At 69.9% G+C, this 15,031-nt stretch carries 16 protein-coding genes; 3 read left to right on the top strand and 13 right to left on the bottom strand.

What is annotated here, in order from left to right:
* Positions 1 to 75 precede the first annotated feature (75 nt).
* From DDQ50_RS03680 to DDQ50_RS03660, 4 genes are all read right to left on the bottom strand, one after another.
* A complete protein-coding gene (locus DDQ50_RS03680) occupies positions 76 to 612 on the bottom strand; it encodes a manganese efflux pump MntP (RefSeq protein ID WP_240614285.1) in 537 nt (178 codons plus the stop codon).
* Positions 512 to 1,360, bottom strand: a complete 849-nt coding sequence (locus DDQ50_RS03675; protein ID WP_240614220.1) for an aldo/keto reductase — start codon at positions 1,358 to 1,360, stop codon at positions 512 to 514. Before DDQ50_RS03675 ends, DDQ50_RS03680 begins: the two co-directional genes overlap by 101 nt.
* Positions 1,361 to 1,682: 322 nt before the next feature.
* Positions 1,683 to 3,380: a 2-succinyl-5-enolpyruvyl-6-hydroxy-3-cyclohexene-1-carboxylic-acid synthase gene (gene menD / locus DDQ50_RS03665; RefSeq protein ID WP_116755338.1), complete on the bottom strand. Its 1,698-nt coding sequence runs from the start codon at positions 3,378 to 3,380 to the stop codon at positions 1,683 to 1,685.
* Positions 3,373 to 3,768 (bottom strand): PLDc N-terminal domain-containing protein, encoded by a 396-nt coding sequence (locus tag DDQ50_RS03660; protein WP_116755337.1) that lies wholly within the window; start codon positions 3,766 to 3,768, stop codon positions 3,373 to 3,375. The genes menD and DDQ50_RS03660 overlap by 8 nt, the downstream gene beginning before the upstream one ends.
* A gap of 64 nt (positions 3,769 to 3,832) precedes the next feature.
* Between DDQ50_RS03660 and DDQ50_RS03655 the strand changes: the two genes are divergently transcribed.
* Positions 3,833 to 4,141, top strand: coding sequence for a DUF4229 domain-containing protein (locus DDQ50_RS03655; protein WP_165829678.1), 309 nt, complete (start codon positions 3,833 to 3,835; stop codon positions 4,139 to 4,141).
* Here the strand turns inward: DDQ50_RS03655 and DDQ50_RS03650 are convergent.
* From DDQ50_RS03650 to DDQ50_RS03640, 3 genes are read right to left on the bottom strand one after another with little or no spacing between them, the layout of a single operon-like run.
* Complete coding sequence (locus DDQ50_RS03650; RefSeq protein WP_116755335.1) at positions 4,131 to 5,111, bottom strand: 1,4-dihydroxy-2-naphthoate polyprenyltransferase; 981 nt, start codon at positions 5,109 to 5,111, stop codon at positions 4,131 to 4,133. The genes DDQ50_RS03655 and DDQ50_RS03650 overlap by 11 nt on opposite strands.
* A 9-nt stretch (positions 5,112 to 5,120) precedes the next feature.
* Positions 5,121 to 6,677 (bottom strand): AMP-binding protein, encoded by a 1,557-nt coding sequence (locus tag DDQ50_RS03645; RefSeq protein WP_205663560.1) that lies wholly within the window; start codon positions 6,675 to 6,677, stop codon positions 5,121 to 5,123.
* 7 nt (positions 6,678 to 6,684) lie between these two features.
* On the bottom strand, positions 6,685 to 7,566 hold the full coding sequence (locus tag DDQ50_RS03640; protein WP_116755334.1) for a 1,4-dihydroxy-2-naphthoyl-CoA synthase: 882 nt from the start codon (positions 7,564 to 7,566) through the stop codon (positions 6,685 to 6,687).
* Between the two features lie 117 nt (positions 7,567 to 7,683).
* Here DDQ50_RS03640 and DDQ50_RS03635 point away from each other — a divergent pair, with 117 nt between their 5' ends.
* Complete coding sequence (locus DDQ50_RS03635; protein ID WP_116755333.1) at positions 7,684 to 8,661, top strand: o-succinylbenzoate synthase; 978 nt, start codon at positions 7,684 to 7,686, stop codon at positions 8,659 to 8,661.
* A 12-nt stretch (positions 8,662 to 8,673) separates the two neighbouring features.
* Here the strand turns inward: DDQ50_RS03635 and DDQ50_RS03630 are convergent, their stop codons facing one another.
* Complete coding sequence (locus DDQ50_RS03630) at positions 8,674 to 9,240, bottom strand: TetR family transcriptional regulator (protein ID WP_116755332.1); 567 nt, start codon at positions 9,238 to 9,240, stop codon at positions 8,674 to 8,676.
* Between the two features lie 111 nt (positions 9,241 to 9,351).
* Here DDQ50_RS03630 and DDQ50_RS03625 point away from each other — a divergent pair, with 111 nt between their 5' ends.
* On the top strand, positions 9,352 to 10,245 hold the full coding sequence (locus DDQ50_RS03625; RefSeq protein WP_116755331.1) for an SDR family oxidoreductase: 894 nt from the start codon (positions 9,352 to 9,354) through the stop codon (positions 10,243 to 10,245).
* A gap of 40 nt (positions 10,246 to 10,285) precedes the next feature.
* On the opposite strand, the gene ccsB is transcribed toward DDQ50_RS03625, so the two are convergent.
* Genes ccsB through DDQ50_RS03600 form a run of 5 tightly spaced genes read right to left on the bottom strand, consistent with a single transcriptional unit; the run spans position 10,286 to position 14,970 of the window.
* Positions 10,286 to 11,272 (bottom strand): c-type cytochrome biogenesis protein CcsB, encoded by a 987-nt coding sequence (gene ccsB / locus DDQ50_RS03620; protein WP_240614219.1) that lies wholly within the window; start codon positions 11,270 to 11,272, stop codon positions 10,286 to 10,288.
* A 9-nt stretch (positions 11,273 to 11,281) separates the two neighbouring features.
* Complete coding sequence (gene resB / locus DDQ50_RS03615) at positions 11,282 to 13,003, bottom strand: cytochrome c biogenesis protein ResB (RefSeq protein ID WP_116755330.1); 1,722 nt, start codon at positions 13,001 to 13,003, stop codon at positions 11,282 to 11,284.
* A complete protein-coding gene (locus tag DDQ50_RS03610; protein WP_116755329.1) occupies positions 12,987 to 13,739 on the bottom strand; it encodes a cytochrome c biogenesis CcdA family protein in 753 nt (250 codons plus the stop codon). Before DDQ50_RS03610 ends, resB begins: the two co-directional genes overlap by 17 nt.
* Positions 13,739 to 14,335: a TlpA family protein disulfide reductase gene (locus DDQ50_RS03605; protein WP_116755328.1), complete on the bottom strand. Its 597-nt coding sequence runs from the start codon at positions 14,333 to 14,335 to the stop codon at positions 13,739 to 13,741. The genes DDQ50_RS03610 and DDQ50_RS03605 overlap by 1 nt, the downstream gene beginning before the upstream one ends.
* The gene (locus tag DDQ50_RS03600) at positions 14,332 to 14,970 is read right to left on the bottom strand and encodes a histidine phosphatase family protein (protein WP_116755327.1); all 639 of its coding nucleotides are present in this window, start codon (positions 14,968 to 14,970) and stop codon (positions 14,332 to 14,334) included. Before DDQ50_RS03600 ends, DDQ50_RS03605 begins: the two co-directional genes overlap by 4 nt.
* Positions 14,971 to 15,031 lie beyond the last annotated feature (61 nt).

Raw genomic sequence — 15,031 nt, 5'->3', positions numbered from 1 at the left:
GCCCCCCTGGCTGTGAAAGCACAGGTTAGGCAGACGGCGCCCCGATCGGGGCGCCGCCACACCGATCGGCTGCGATCACCAGACCCCGAGATGCTCGAGAAGTACCTGCAGACCGATAAAGATCAGCACGACTCCGCCAGCCAGTTCGGCTGGGCGCTGGAAACTGGCACCGACCCGATGGCCGATCGCCACCGCGGCCGCTGAGAGGACGAGGCTGGTCAGCCCGATCAGTGCGACCGCCCCCCAGAAGTTCACTTCGAGGAAGGCGAAGGAGATCCCGACTGCGAGCGCGTCGACGCTGGTGGCGAAAGAGAGCAGGAGGAGTTCTTTCCAACGCAGGCCGCGAGGGGCTGGATCCTCGGGGTCACGGGAAATTGCGGATCCTGTTCGGTCGGACCCCGCCCCGCCTCGCTCGACGGGACAGCCGCTCAGCGGTCGAGCGGGACTTCCACGACACTCGGTCCCATCGCAGGCGCCGCGAGCGCACGATCGAGGTCGCCGCTGGTCGAGATCACAGCATGGGCAGCCGGCGTGGGCGAGCGCCACGAGGGAACGCGGCACTGATCCGGTCGCACTCCGCGGCACTGAGTCGCAGCGAGCCCGCGCCAGCATTCTCGTCGGCATGCGCAGCGGTCGACGCCTTCGGGATGGCGAAGACACCCGGCCGGCGCACGAGGAAGCGCAAGGCCACCTGCCGGGCACTCGCGCCGTGATCCGCCGCGATCTCCTCCAGCACTCGGCCACCCGGCGTCCGCGGTCCGGGGAAGTCGTCGTGCCCGAAGGGGCTGTACGCGACGACGGCGACGCCACGCCGCTCGCACCACGGGAGCACGGCGTGCTCGATCGCGCGCTCCTTCAGGTGATAGAGCACCTGATTGCAGGCGAGGCGCCCCTCCCCGCCCGACCTCCAGGCTTCCTCCAGATCGTCGACGTCGAAGTTGCTCACGCCCCACGACCGGATCTTGCCCTGCTCGCGCAGCTGCTCGAAGCCGGCGAAAGTCTCCTCCAGTGGGTAGGAACCGCGCCAATGCAAGAGGTAGCAGTCCAGCCTGTCGGTGCCCAAGCGCGTCAGCGTGCGCTCGCACGCCGCCACCACTCCGGCACGCGAGGCGTTGCTCGGTAGAACCTTCGAAACGAGGAAGACCTCATCCCGCCGTCCGGCGATGGCCTCGCCGACCACCAGCTCGGCGTCGCCGTACATCTCGGCGGTATCGATGTGCATCATGCCGCTGTCGATCCCGTGGCGCAGAGAATCGACGGCCGTCGGTCGGTGCGCGGCGTCGATGTACCAGGTGCCCTGCCCGATGACGGAGACGTCCACAGGAAGGCGACCGAAGGGGCGGTGCTCCATCGCGGTCATCCCGCAGCTCCCCTGAGTCGGCTGCTGCTCGGTGACGACATCGACTTCTTCGACTTCAGACGAACGAGAAGCGCCGTGCGCACCTGGGTTGCCATCTTCGCTCTCCCTCGCTCGGTCGGCATCGCCGGCACCGGATCACCTCCACCGGCGACGGTCCGATCGTACGTACAGCGACCCCTCCGCCCGCATGGGCTTGACGGATTGCTCGTCGTCTTGTAGGTCGGTCTTCACTGCGGCTGCAGGAGCGGGAGCCTCGTCATCCAACACACCGCCGCCGCGCGGGCGCGCATCGCTCGCACCCGCCCCGGATGGACCCACCGGGTCAGCGGTCGAGCGGGACTTCCACGACGCTCGGTCCCATCGCGGGCGCCGTGAGCGCGCGGTCGAGGTCTCCGCGGGTCGCCGCGCGCGTGAACTCCCACCCGTACGCGCCGGCGATGCCCTCGATATCGACGGAGTGAGGCGTGTACATCACTCGGTCGAACGCGTCTGGATCGGCATCCGCCGCCACCTCGAGACCGTCGAAGATGGACCCGCCCCCGTCGTTGCCGACGACGAGCTGGATCCGCGGGCGGGATTCGCCAGGCGGGAGCAGCAGCCCGCCGACGTCGTGCAGGAAAGCCAGATCCCCGAGGAGCACCCTCGTCGTGCCGGCCGCCCCGCGAGGGTCGTCCGCCGCCGCGAGCGCGAAACCGAAGGCCGACGAGATCGTGCCGTCGATGCCGGCGAGACCGCGGCTGGCCTGCACCGCGATCTTCTTACCCGGCACCGCAGCATCCGCGACCCGGACCAACCGGGATGCGGCGAACCAGAGCCGGTCGTGCGGCCACGTCGCCCGCCACACCGCGTCGACGAGGGCCCGCCGCGAAACCGCTGAGCGCACCGCGCTGAGCTCGGCCCGCACCAGCCTGCTCCGTTCGGCCGCGGTGGACACCCCGCTGCCCCCGATCCAGGCCGGTTCGTCGTCGTCCTCGGCGAGCTGTCGGCCGGTGAAGTACCAGGCGTCCAGCCAGTCCTTCTCGCGTGCGGCGACGGCGGAGTCATCGGGCGCCTCCGGGGCCTCTGCAGCGTCGACCTGGATCGCCGAGCCGGTGGGATCGAACTGCTCGGCACCGGATGAACGCACCAGGATCGTCTCAATCCCGGGCCGTGCCAGCAGGGCGGGCACCTCGCGACTCAGGTTCGGCCGGCCGAAGACGACCACCCGCTCGACCTCGTCGGCGAGCCCGCTTCCGGACAGCACCTGACGGTAGGCGCGGACCAGATTCGGCCCGAAGCGGGCACTGCTGGTGACCTCGGCGAGCAGGGGCCAACCCGCCGATCGCGCGAACTGCTCCGCGACGGGCCCCGCCCCCGTGCCGGCGATCACGACGGTTCGCAGGCCGCGCTCGACCCGGAGGGGCGGCCCGAAGGAGGCGCTGATATCGAACGGGGCGGCATCGTCGGGCAGCGGGGTCACCGGCCCCGACAGCGGCTCCGTGAACTGCAGGTTCACGTGGACCGGCGACGGGCGGATCGCCCCGATCATGGCGGCGGTGACCGCATCGTCGGCCACCCGCCGCGCGATCTCGAGTTCGTCGTCGGCGCCGGTCGGGGGCACGACATCGAGCTGCCAGGTCGCGGCAGGACCGAATATCTCGGGTTGGGTGGTGGTCTGGTTGGCACCGCGCCCGCGCAACGAGGCGGGTCGATCAGCGGTCACCGCGATCAGCGGGTCGCCGGAATGCCAGGCCTCGAGCATCGCCGGATGCAGGTTGGCGACCGCGGTTCCCGAAGTGGTGACGATGGCGACCGGGGTGCGCGCGGATCGGCTCAATCCCAGCGCGAGGAAGCCCGCCGAGCGCTCGTCGATGCGCACGTGGATCCGGATGAGGCCGTCGGCGTGAGCGCGAGCCGCGGCGAGCGCGAGTGCCTGTGAGCGCGAGCCCGGACTGACGACGATATGCCGGACCCCTCGTGCGGCCAGGCGGCGGATGAATGCGCTGGCGAACTCGCTCGCCGGGCCGGTGGCCTCAGCCATCGCGGCGACCGGCGCCGCCAGTGCCGTCTGTACCGTCTTTGCCGTCGGGGTCCGCGTCGGGGTCGGACTCGAGCGCGGAGAGCTCCTCCTCGAGTCGACGGATCCGCTCCTCCTGATCGGCGTCGCGCGCGAGCCGGGCGAGGAAGGCCGGATCGTCGTCGGGAGCGACCGGACGAAGCGGCGCACGACCCGTGGTCTTGGTGGGTCGTCCGCGGCCGATGACGAACCAGAGGACCGCACCGATGACGGGGAGGACGAGGATGAGCAGCAGCCAGACGCCCTTGCGCGGCCCGCGGACTCGCGCCTTGTCCGTCATCGCGCAGTCGACCAGCGAGTACACCATGAAGGCCACCGCGACGACCGCAGCGACGACCCAGAACCGCGCCATGGGGACAACGATAGACGAGGCCGACTGGGGGAACGCCCCGCGGTGGCGACCTACACTGTTCGGCGTGGAACCTCGACCTCGCAGCCGCTGGACTCTGGTCTGGTACACCCTGATCCGCCTCGGGATCTTCGCCGTCGTGCTGACCGTGCTCCTGATCGTCCTGCCGATCGAACCGTGGATCTCGACGATCATCGCTGCGGTGATCGCGTTCTGCGTCTCCTACATCTTCCTCAGCAAGCCGCGTGCGGTGATCTCCGAGCAGATCGCGACGGTCCGCAGCGGGGCGGTCCCGCGGTCGGCCGACTCCGACGACGCCGTCGAGGACGCCGCAGTCGGAGATGCGCCCGCCGCGGGCGACGATCTCAGAAGATGAACGCGGCCGCGAGACCCAGACCGTAGAGAAGTGCGAGCAGACTCGTCAACGTGAGGACGAGCACCAGTTCGCGCGCTGTCTTCGCTGTGACGGCGATCAGTCCGGCCGGGATGGCGAGCAGCAGCCCGAAGAAGACCAGCAGCGCCAGCGGGTAGAAGATCGCGAAGAAGCCGAGGATCACGAACGGGATCGCGAGCAGCACGCAGAAGAGGATCTTCGACCAGCGCGCGCCGATCCGGACGCTGAGCGTTTTCTTGCCGGCGAGACGGTCCTGCTCGATGTCGCGCAGGTTGTTGACGACCAGCACGGCGCAGGCGAGCGATCCGATGGCGATGCCCGACAGCCACGATTCGGTCGGCACCTGCTCGATCTGCACGTAGGTCGTACCGACGGTGGCGACGAGGCCGAAGAAGACGAAGACGGCGATCTCGCCGAGGCCCGCGTAGCCGTAGGGCTTCTTGCCGCCGGTGTAGAACCAGGCGGCGACGATCGCAACGGCCCCGACGGCGAGCAGCCACCAGATCTGACTGATGATGACGAGTGCGAGCCCCGCGAGAGCGGCGAGGCCGAAGAAGACGAGGGCGACCGTGAGGACGGTGCGCGGCTTCGCGGCGCCTGACGCGGTGAGGCGCGCGGGGCCGACGCGATGCAGGTCGGTGCCGCGGATGCCGTCGGAGTAGTCGTTGGCGTAGTTCACGCCGATCTGCAGGAGCACCGCCACCGCGAGCGCCAGCGGGATGCGGTACTCGTGGAAGACGAATCCACCGGCCGCGTAGGCGGCACCGGTGCCGAGTGCGACCGGGGCGATGGCGAGCGTCAGCGTGCGCGGACGCGCGGCGGCGATCCAATCGCGTGCCCGAGCTCTGCGCACGTGGACCGGGCTGCCGCCCGACTTGCTCCTCGTGCCCGCGACGGGGCCGTGATGATGGTGCTGCTGCTTCTTCGCGGGTCGTTTCTTGCTCTTGGGCACCGCAGAATCCTATTCGTCGCGCGCCGCGGATCCGGGATGCCGGTCGGTCAGGATCGGCAGCAGGTGCACGGCGGTCAGGGGAGCGAGCGGAAGCAGCTCGGCGTCGGCGCGCGTCACCCACACCGCGTCGGCGATCTCGGCGCGGGGTTCGATCGCACCGGCCGGCACCTCGATGGCGAAGGCGTCGGCCACGACGTCATGACCCGGCTCATTGGCCGCCTCGGCCCGAAACTCCCCGAGCGGGACCAGATCGCTCTCCGCGACGACGATCCCCGTCTCCTCCTCCAGCTCGCGCACCGCAGCGGCGGCCGCCGCCTCGCCCGGCTCGGGCTTGCCACCCGGCTGCATGAAGACCCCGCTCCCCTGTTTGCGGACGAGGAGCGTACGGCCGTCCGGATCGGTCACCAGCACGGCGGCCACCCGCACGATCGAGCGGGTCGTCTCCTGCGGGGCCGCGAGGCGGCGGGCGGCCACGCGATCCGGCTTCCCGCTCGAGAGCAGGGGCATCACCGGCACCGTGACGATGCGCGCGGGTGCCGCGGCCCGACCGAGACGCTCTCCGACACTCGACCTGACCGATTCGAGATCGGCGGACCCTGTCGTCACGACGACCGGCACCTCTCCCCACCGCTCGTCGGCGGCTCCGACGACCACGGCGCCCTCGTGGCCCCGCAGTTCACGGACGACCTGCTCGACGAGACCGAGCGAGATCTTCTCGCCGCCCGAGATCACCACGTCGTCGCGTCGTCCGGTGACGACGAGACGCCCGTCGTCGATCGTCCCGGCATCGGCGGTGCGGTACCAGCGGCGGCCGTCGGCGACGACGAACGCCTCGGCTGTCCGGGCCTCATCCCCGAGGTAGCCCTCCGCGAGCGACGGTGTCGAGAGCCAGACCTCGCCCTCCTCGATCCTGACCTCGGTCGAACCGAGCGGGACGCCGTCGTAGATGCATCCCCCGGAGGTCTCCGATGAGCCGTAGGTGCGCACGACCGGGAGTCCGACGGACTGCGCTCGAGCGAACAGGGTGGCGGGCGTGCGCTGACCGCCGACGAGGACGGTGTCGAGCGACCCCCACGTGCGGACGAGCGACGGATCGGCCTCGGCGGCTGCGACGAGCCGCTCGAGCTGGGTCGGGACGAGCGAGGTGTACCGGCGCTCGCGTCCGAACCCGGCGAGCGCTTCCGCGAAGGCCGCGGGGTCGGATCCGGGATCGACCATCACCGGATCGATACCCGAGACGATGCTGCGGACGAGGACCTGTATCCCCGCGATGTAGTGCACGGGCAGAGCGAGCAGCCATCGGCCGGGTCCGCCGATGGCTCCCTCGGTCATCCCCGCCGACGCCAGCAGCGCGTCGGCCGACAGGGCGACGCGCTTGGGTGCGCCCGAGCTTCCGGAGGTCTCGACCACGACCGCGACCCTCTTGGGCACCTCTGAGGGGAGCATCACCGGCGAAGCGGCGCCGAGCGCGACCGGGAGCAGCGCGGGACCGTCGCCCGACAGCGCCGCCCGGAGCGCGGGAAGCAGCCGGACGGGGTCGGCCGGGATCGCGACGAGCGGTCTCATCGTCGGGTCAGAAGTGCCAGGGGTAGGGCGACCAGTCGGGGTCGCGCTTCTCGAGGAACGCATCCCGGCCCTCGACTGCCTCGTCCGTGCCGTAGGCCAGCCGGGTGGCCTCGCCGGCGAAGACCTGCTGACCGACGAGTCCGTCGTCCACCGCGTTGAAGGCGAACTTGAGCATCCGGATCGCAGTGGGCGACTTGCTGAGGATGGTGCGAGCCCAGTCGATCGCTTCGCGCTCGAGTTCGGCGTGCGGGACGACGGCATTGATCGCTCCCGTTTCGAGGGCGCGCTCGGCGCTGTACTCGCGGGCGAGGAAGAAGACCTCGCGGGCGAACTTCTGCCCGACCTGACGCGCGAAGTAGGCGCTGCCGTATCCCGCGTCGAACGATCCGACGTCGGCGTCGGTCTGCTTGAACCTCGCATGCTCGGCGCTCGCGATCGTCAGGTCGCACACGACGTGGAGCGAGTGCCCTCCGCCGGCGGCCCATCCGGGGACGACCGCGATCACGATCTTGGGCATGAAGCGGATGAGTCGCTGCACCTCGAGGATGTGCAGCCGCCCGGTCGCGGCCCCGCCGCCCTCGTACTGGTAGCCGTCACGCCCTCGGATGCGCTGGTCGCCGCCGCTGCAGAAGGCCCAGCCTCCGTCCTTCGGGCTCGGACCGTTGCCGGTGAGCAGGACGACGCCGACCTTCGGATCCTGCCGTGCGTCGTCGAGAGCGCGGTAGAGCTCATCGACGGTCGACGGCCTGAAGGCGTTGCGCACCTCTGGCCGATTGAACGCGATGCGCACGATCGTGCCGTCGAGCGAGCGGTGGTACGTGATGTCCTCGCCCGCGAATCCGGGGCTTTCCTGCCAGGCAGCGGGATCGAAGAGCTCAGAGACGGCCATGGGGTCAGCCTATTCTTCCGTGCTCCGGCGGACGCCGTGAGGCCGCGGGGCTGGTCCCGAGAGGCCGACGGGCCGATTCGTGGCCCGTCGTCACCTCCACCAGGCCATGATCGACCCATGACTCCTGACATCGATGATGTGCTCGAAGACGCCCATGTCGTCGACCTCCCCTTGCGAGTGCCGTTCCGCGGGCTCGTCTCGCGCGAGGCGATGCTGTTCCGCGGTCCCTTCGGCTGGACGGAGTTCTCGCCCTTCGTCGAGTACGACGACGAGGAGTCGTCCCGGTGGCTGCGCGCCGCGGTCGAGTTCGGCTGGCAGGAGACTCCGCCGATCCGACGGGACTTCATCCGGGTCAATGCGACGATCCCGGCGATCCCGGCTGAGCTGGTCGAGAGCATCCTCGCGGGCTTCCCTGGTGTCCGAACCGCCAAGGTCAAGGTGGGGGCCGGGGGCACCTCGATCGACGACGATGTGGCCCGCGTCGCCGAGGTTCGACGTCTGCTCGGCCCTGAGGGTCGCATCCGCGTCGACGCCAACGGGGTCTGGAACCTCGACGAAGCCGAGCACGCGGTGCACGCTTTCGCGCCGTACGACCTCGAGTATCTGGAGCAGCCGTGCGAGAGCGTCGAGGAGCTGACCGAGCTGCGTCGGCGGATCGCCTACCTCGACATCTCCGTCGCGGCGGACGAGGGGCTCCGCAAGTCGGACGATCTCGACACCGTCGAGGTGCTGGACTCCGCCGACCTCGTGATCGTGAAGGCCGCACCGCTCGGGGGGATCCGGAATGCGCTGTCGCTCATCGAGCGCATCGGCCTTCCCGCCGTCGTCTCGAGCGCCCTCGACACGTCGGTCGGACTGTCGATGGGAGCGCATCTGGCCGCTGCCATTCCAGAACTGGCATACGACTGCGGGCTGGGTACCGGTGCTCTCCTCGCGGCGGATGTGAGCCGCGAACCGCTGCTGCCTCACGACGGCGGCATCGACGTCCGTCGAGTCGAGGTCGACCCCGAGCTGCTCGCCACCTGGACGGCGAATCCGGAACGGACCGACTGGTGGATCGCACGCCTTCGGCGCTGCCTCGAATTACTCGACTGACGGTCGGGCGAGTCAGCTCGCGGCCATCAGCTGGCGGAGCTCCTGCATCGAGTCCCGCACGACCGCGGGGTAATCGCGGGTCTCGTCGTCGGCGATCCAGCGCGCGAACGCGGCGCTGAACACCGAGGTCCCGGCTCCCGCCGCCAGCGTCGCGGCGACCGGCGGGACACCGCGAGCTGCAACGGCGTCGGCCACCGCAGCGCTGAGCGTGGCCATCTTGAACAGTTCGCGCTCCTGAAGACTCGGGTTGGCGTCGATGAGGGCCTGCCGGGCACGCGCATGCTCGCGTCTCAGCTGCAGCAGCGCCGCGGCGGCTTCGACCGCAGCTCCGACGAGGTCGATCGGCGCGCTGCCCGCCGGCGCGGACTCGACGGCCCGGACGGCCATGTCGATCAGCTCGGCCGAGCCGTTGAAGAGCACCTCGCGCTTGTCAGCGAAGTAGCGGAAGAACGTGCGCTCGGTGACCCCCGCGCTTTCGGCGATCTCGGTCACCGTCGTCTGCTCGTAGCCGCGTTCGGCGTACAGCGTGAAGGCCGCCTGGGTCAGACGGCCGCGCGCATCGGGCTCCCAGCGGCTCATGTCTCGAGTGTAGTGATGTCAGACGCTGACATGAGTGTGCTAGCTTGCATGTCAGCGACTGACATGCCGTCGATCGCGACCCGTTCGTTCGGGTAATCGGAAGGCAGTGCAATGCAGGTATTCGTCACCGGCGCATCAGGTTGGATCGGCTCCGCCGTCGTCGCAGAACTCATCGGCCGGGGACATTCGGTCACCGGCCTCGCCCGATCCGACAGGGCGGCCTCGATCATCGACACGCTCGGCGCGTCCGTGCGGCGCGGGAGTCTCGACGACCTCGATGGTCTGCGGGCGGGCGCGGAGGAATCCGACGGCGTGGTGCACCTCGGCTTCAACCACGACTTCTCCGACTACGCCGGGGCGGGGCGCACGGAGAGGGCGGTCGTCGATGCGTTCGGCGAGGTCTTGCGGGGGTCGGATCGTCCGCTGCTGATCGCCGCAGGGCTCGCGGGATTCGCCGTCAGGCGGCCGGCGATCGAGACCGACCGTCCCGAGGCATCGGGTCCGGACAGCCCGCGCGGCGGCAGCGAGGGTCTTGCGCTCTCCTTCGCCGATCGGGGCGTCCGCTCCATCAGCTCGCGGTTCGCACCGACCGTGCACGGAGAGGGAGACCACGGCTTCGTGGCCGAGCTGGTAGGTATCGCGCGTTCGAGGGGCGTCTCGGGATACGTCGGTGACGGCTCGGGGCGCTGGCCCGCCGTCCACCGACTGGACGCGGCCCGCGCGGTACGCCTCGGCTTCGAGAACGCGCCGGCGGGCTCGGTGCTGCATGTGACCGCGGAGGAGGGTGTTCCGACGCGGGAGATCGCCGAGGCCATCGGCCGTCAGCTGGGAATCCCCGCCGTGAGCGTTCCGCCGGAGCAGGCCGATGAGCACTTCGGCTGGCTCGGCCGGTTCTTCGGATCCGACCTACCCGCGTCGAATGCGGCGACACGGGAGCTGCTGGGCTGGACGCCGACGCATCCGACCCTGCTCGAGGACCTCGAGGCGGGGTACTACACCCTCTGATTCCACCGAGGCCTGGCTCCAGGGTCTCGGAGTCCGCGGATCACAGGCCCGAGTACGCGTGCAGACCCTTGAAGAAGACGTTGACGACGCCGAAGTTGAACATCACGGCCGCGAATCCGATGATCGCGAGCCACGCGGACCGCGACCCCCGCCAGCCCTTGGTCGCCCGAGCGTGGATGTAGCCGGCGAAGATGACCCAGATGATGAAGGTCCAGACCTCTTTGGTGTCCCAGCCCCAGTAGCGGCCCCAGGCGTGCTCGGCCCAGATGGCACCGGCGATGAGGGTGAACGTCCAGAAGACGAAGCCGACGACGATCACGCGGTACGCGGTGTTCTCCAGCGCAACGGGACCGGGGATGGCACCGGGGAGCCGGAACTTCACCGGAGCGGCTCCCGCCTCACGTCGGGTCTGCAGCAGCTGCACGACCGAGATCGCGGCACCGAGGGTGAAGAACGCGGTTCCGAGGATCGCGACCATCACGTGGATGACGAGCCAGTAGGACTGGAGAGCGGGCGGCAGCGGCACCACGTCGACGCGGAAGCCGACGGTGGTGATGCCGAGCATGATGAGGACGAGCCCGGTCACGATGGCACCGAGGAAGCGGAGGTCGCGGCGGACGAGAGCGACGAGGAAGACGCCCATGATGATCAGGGTGCCGGTCATCGAGAACTCGTACATGTTGGCCCACGGCACGCGGCCGCCGGCGACACCGCGGAGGACGGTGGCGACGAGGTGCAGTACCCAGCCGATGATCGCGAGGACCACGCCGATGCGCAGGCTCACCGATTCGCGGGTGGCGCCGTCGCTGCGGCCGATCGTCGCGGTCGAGCGCTCTTTGGTCGTGACGTAGCCGTTCGCGGCGCCCGAGCGGGCCGCGGCGACGCGCTCGGCCCCGGACACCACTGTGTCGCCGACCCGTGCGGAACGACGGGCGAGGTCGAGAGTGAACGCGATGAAGGCGAGGGCGTAGACGCCCATCGCCGAGAAGAGAAGGACTGCCGAGAGTTGGTCGAGGGCCTGCGTCACGCGGTAAGCCTACGTCGTGCCGCGCGAGCCGTGCTGACCGGCGTCCGCACCCGGATCCGCGCGGGGACCGGCATGCGCGTCGGCCAGGTCGGTCACCGCCTCGCCGAGTCGTGGATCGTCGCTTCTGGCGAGACCGGCGTACTGCAGTTCGAGCGAGCCGTCGCCCCGGCGCACGACCTTGACCCAGAGTCGTCGCCGCGGGATGAAGAGCGAGGTCAGCAGACCGGCGAGCACGAGGATGGCGAAGACCAGGACCCAGGTGCGGGCCGGATCGTGGTGGATCTCGAGCGAACCGAATCGGCTCACGCCGTCGAAGCTGACGGTTCCGAGCCCGTTCGGCAGGTCGACCGTGTCCCCCTCGCGGAGCTGGAGTCCGGCGACGTCCGCGTTCGGTCCGGCGACCTCGTCGAGACCCTCGGTGTTCAGCTCGTAGACCGACTTCGGTACCCCCTCGTCGAGACCGAGGTCCCCGGTGTAGACGCTGAAGGTGAGGAGCGGGTCGTTCAGATCGGGGAACGACGACGCGAACGCCCCGCTGTCGAGCTGCCGCGGCGTCGGGTAGAAGAACCCGATCATCCCGATCTGTTCGGCGAGGCCGTCGGGCACCTTGATGATGCCGAGGGAGGTGAGGAAGGAGTCCTGCGGCAGGAACGGCACGGATCCCGAGAAGACGGTGTTCCCGTCCGGGTCCCGCACCGTGACGCGAGGGGCGTACCCGTTGCCGAGCAGGTAGACGTCCGTTCCGTCCTCGCGCAGCGGCTCGTTGACCTTGATCGTCGCGTCGCGACTCGACCCGTCGGGTTCGGTCACGGTGACCGCGGCGGTGTAGTCGAGGGGCGCGCCGACGGCGTTCTGGTTCTCCGTCTCGTAGGTGACGTCGAGCTCGTCGAGGCCGATCCGGTAGGGCACGAGCGAGTCGTCGCCCACGAGCCGACCACGGTTGAAGGAGTCGTATCCGCCGATGTAGTTGACGAACGGCTCGCCCTCGACGACGACCTTGTTGCCGCTGTAGCCGAGGCTTCCGCCGACGGCGACGGCGGCGAGGATCCCGACGAGCGAGATGTGGAAGACGAGGTTGCCGGTCTCGCGCAGATAGCCGCGCTCAGCGGAGATCGAGTCGCCGTAGCGGGCCGTGCGGTAGCGCCGCGATCGGAGGAGCCGCTGCGCACTCGCGAGAGTCGCCTCGACGTCGACGCCGTCGGTGTCGCGGCTCTCGAAGTGCTCGAGGCGCTCCAGCCGCCCGGGGGTGCGCGGCGGCTTGGCGCGCATCGCCTTCCAGTGATGGTTCGCGCGGGGCAGGACGCAGCCGATGAGCGAGACGAAGAGGAGGAGGTAGATCGCCGAGAACCACACCGACGTGTAGACATCGAAGCCCTGGAACCAGTCGATGATCGGGAAGAGGTCGGGGTTGCTCTGCGCGTACTGACTGACGCCGTTCGGGTCGGAGGACCGCTGCGGGACGAGAGAACCGGGCACCGCGGCGATCGCGAGCAGGAGGAGGAGGAACAGCGCGGTCCGCATGCTCGTCAGCTGCCGCCAGGCGAAGCGCAGCGATCCGACGAAGCCGAGCTTCGGACCGCCGATGGCGGCGTCGGCGCCCTCGATGTGGTCGCTTGGTCGCAGGTCGGAGTCCGCGACCCCGCGATCGGCCCCTGACGGCAGGGCGTCGGCGGGCCGCAGCGGATCGGCGGAGGCGTCCGTCGCGTCCCCCCGGTCAGAGCGCCGTGACATAGGAGCCCATCACCGCCCCGAGCTGCAGCATCCAGGCGTTCCAGACGCCGGCGACCATCAGAACGCCGATGACGATGAGCAGGAGTCCCCCGATGAGATTGATGACGCGCATGTGGCGGCGGAGCCAGCCGACGGCGCCGGCGGCCCAGGCCAGCCCGAGGGCGACGACGACGAACGGCAGGCCCAACCCGACGGCGTAGGCGAGGCCGAGCGCGGCGCCCTGGACCGGCGATCCGCCGCCGAAGCTGAGGCTGAGGATGGTCGCGAGGGTCGGGCCGATGCACGGGGTCCATCCCACGGCGAAGACCGCACCCAGGACGGGAGCGCCGATCAGGCCGGTGAGCGGACGCCATCCGGGTTTGATCGTCCGCTGGAAGACGCCGAGCCGCCCCGCGAAGACGATGCCCATGATGATGACCACGATGCCGGCGACCCGGGTGATCAGGTCGCGCCAGCGGACCAACCAGAATCCCGCGGCCCCGAAGGCGATGCCGAAGATGACGAAGACGACGGCGAAGCCCAGAACGAAGAGGGCGGCGCCGATGACGACCCGGCGACGATCGCGCGCCTGGCGATCGGCGGGTGCGACGCCGTCGGTGAAACCGCTCACGTAGGCGAGGTAGCCGGGGACGAGGGGCAGGACGCAGGGCGACGCGAACGAGACGAGGCCCGCGAGGAGTGCGACGGGGAGGCCGAGGAGGAGCGGGCCGCTGACGATGTCGTTGATGCCGCCCATCAGTCGGTCTCGGCGGCGGTCTCGCGGATGATCGTCTCGAGGGTCGTCGGCTCGGTCACCTGGCCGAGGATGCGGGCGGCGACACGGCCCTGACGGTCGAGGACGAGGGTCGTCGGCACGGCGTTCGGCGGAATGCTGCTGCTGAACGCGAGCTGCACCCCGGCCTCCTTGTAGTCGAGGACCGACGGGTAGGTCACCCCGAACTGCTTCGCGAAGGCCTGCGCCGTGCCGGCCTCATCGCGGGTGTTGACCCCGACGAACTGGACGCCGTCGGGCTCGAACTCGTCGCTGAGCGACTGGAGGTCGGCCGCCTCGGCACGGCAGGGCGGGCACTGGGCGTACCAGAAGTTCACGACGACCACCTCGCCGAGCGCGTCGTCGGAACTGAACTCCGAGCCGTCGTCGGTCTCGCCGCCGAAGGACACGGGCTCGCCGCGCGAGGCCCCGGAGTACGTCTCGACGGTGCCATCGCCCGCGATGTAGTCCTTGCCGCTCCCCTCGCGGTACTGGTCGGCGAGCGGATCGCTGGAGCATCCCGCGAGAAGGAGGAGGGCGGCCGCGACGGCGACGATGCGGGCGGAGGCTGAACGTCTCATACGGCACCCGTGTCGGTGGCGGCGATCGCGAGGGAGGCGGCCGGGTTGCTGTAGCCGGTCTCGACGAAGGTGCCGTCGCGCTTGGTGAGCGAGGTGATGCTCGAGAGCGAGCATCGACGACGACGGGGGTCGTGGTAGAGCCGCTCCGCTGCGAGGTGGCGGTGCACCATCCAGATCGGCAGCTGGTGCGACACGAGCACGACCTCGCCGCCGTCCACCGACTCGTAGGCCTCGTCGATGGCCGCCATCATGCGGTTCGCGATCTCCACGTACGGTTCGCCCCAGCTCGGGAGGAACGGGTTGCGGACCCACTGCCACACCTCGGGCTTGCCGAGGACGCCGGGACCGAACCGCACCTTGGTGCCCTCGAACCTGTTCCACGGTTCGATGATCCGCTCGTCGATGTCGACATCGAGCCCGAAGCCCGTCGACCACGGCGCCGCCGACTCGCGTGTGCGCTGCAGCGGGGAGGCGACGATGCGGCGGACATCCCGGCCGGCGAACGACTCAGCCGACTTCGCCGCCATGCGGGTGCCGAGCTCGGACAGGCCGAAACCCTCGATGCGTCCGTAGAGCACACCCGTGGGATTGAAGACCTCGCCGTGGCGGACGAGGTGGATGGCGCTGGCGGACACCCGGCAAGTCTACGAACTGTAGAAGGGCTCATCTCCCAGCCGCGTAAGCTTGTTCGCCGTG

It is taken from the genome of Amnibacterium flavum (assembly GCF_003097495.1).
Lineage (GTDB): Bacteria > Actinomycetota > Actinomycetes > Actinomycetales > Microbacteriaceae > Naasia > Naasia flava.
Note: the sequence above shows the minus strand (reverse complement) of the source record. Positions and strands in the feature narration are given on the sequence as shown.

Coding starts and splice junctions, on each gene's coding strand:
- DDQ50_RS03625 (WP_116755331.1), top strand. CDS start 9,352: ATGCAGGTATTCGTCACCGGCGCATCAGGTTGGATCGGCTCCGCCGTC.
- DDQ50_RS03610 (WP_116755329.1), bottom strand. CDS start 13,739: ATGGGCGGCATCAACGACATCGTCAGCGGCCCGCTCCTCCTCGGCCTC.
- menD (WP_116755338.1), bottom strand. CDS start 3,380: ATGGCTGAGGCCACCGGCCCGGCGAGCGAGTTCGCCAGCGCATTCATC.
- DDQ50_RS03675 (WP_240614220.1), bottom strand. CDS start 1,360: ATGACCGCGATGGAGCACCGCCCCTTCGGTCGCCTTCCTGTGGACGTC.
- DDQ50_RS03605 (WP_116755328.1), bottom strand. CDS start 14,335: ATGAGACGTTCAGCCTCCGCCCGCATCGTCGCCGTCGCGGCCGCCCTC.
- DDQ50_RS03635 (WP_116755333.1), top strand. CDS start 7,684: ATGACTCCTGACATCGATGATGTGCTCGAAGACGCCCATGTCGTCGAC.
- DDQ50_RS03630 (WP_116755332.1), bottom strand. CDS start 9,240: ATGAGCCGCTGGGAGCCCGATGCGCGCGGCCGTCTGACCCAGGCGGCC.
- DDQ50_RS03640 (WP_116755334.1), bottom strand. CDS start 7,566: ATGGCCGTCTCTGAGCTCTTCGATCCCGCTGCCTGGCAGGAAAGCCCC.
- DDQ50_RS03645 (WP_205663560.1), bottom strand. CDS start 6,677: ATGAGACCGCTCGTCGCGATCCCGGCCGACCCCGTCCGGCTGCTTCCC.
- resB (WP_116755330.1), bottom strand. CDS start 13,003: ATGTCACGGCGCTCTGACCGGGGGGACGCGACGGACGCCTCCGCCGAT.
- DDQ50_RS03660 (WP_116755337.1), bottom strand. CDS start 3,768: ATGGCGCGGTTCTGGGTCGTCGCTGCGGTCGTCGCGGTGGCCTTCATG.
- DDQ50_RS03680 (WP_240614285.1), bottom strand. CDS start 612: ATGCTGGCGCGGGCTCGCTGCGACTCAGTGCCGCGGAGTGCGACCGGA.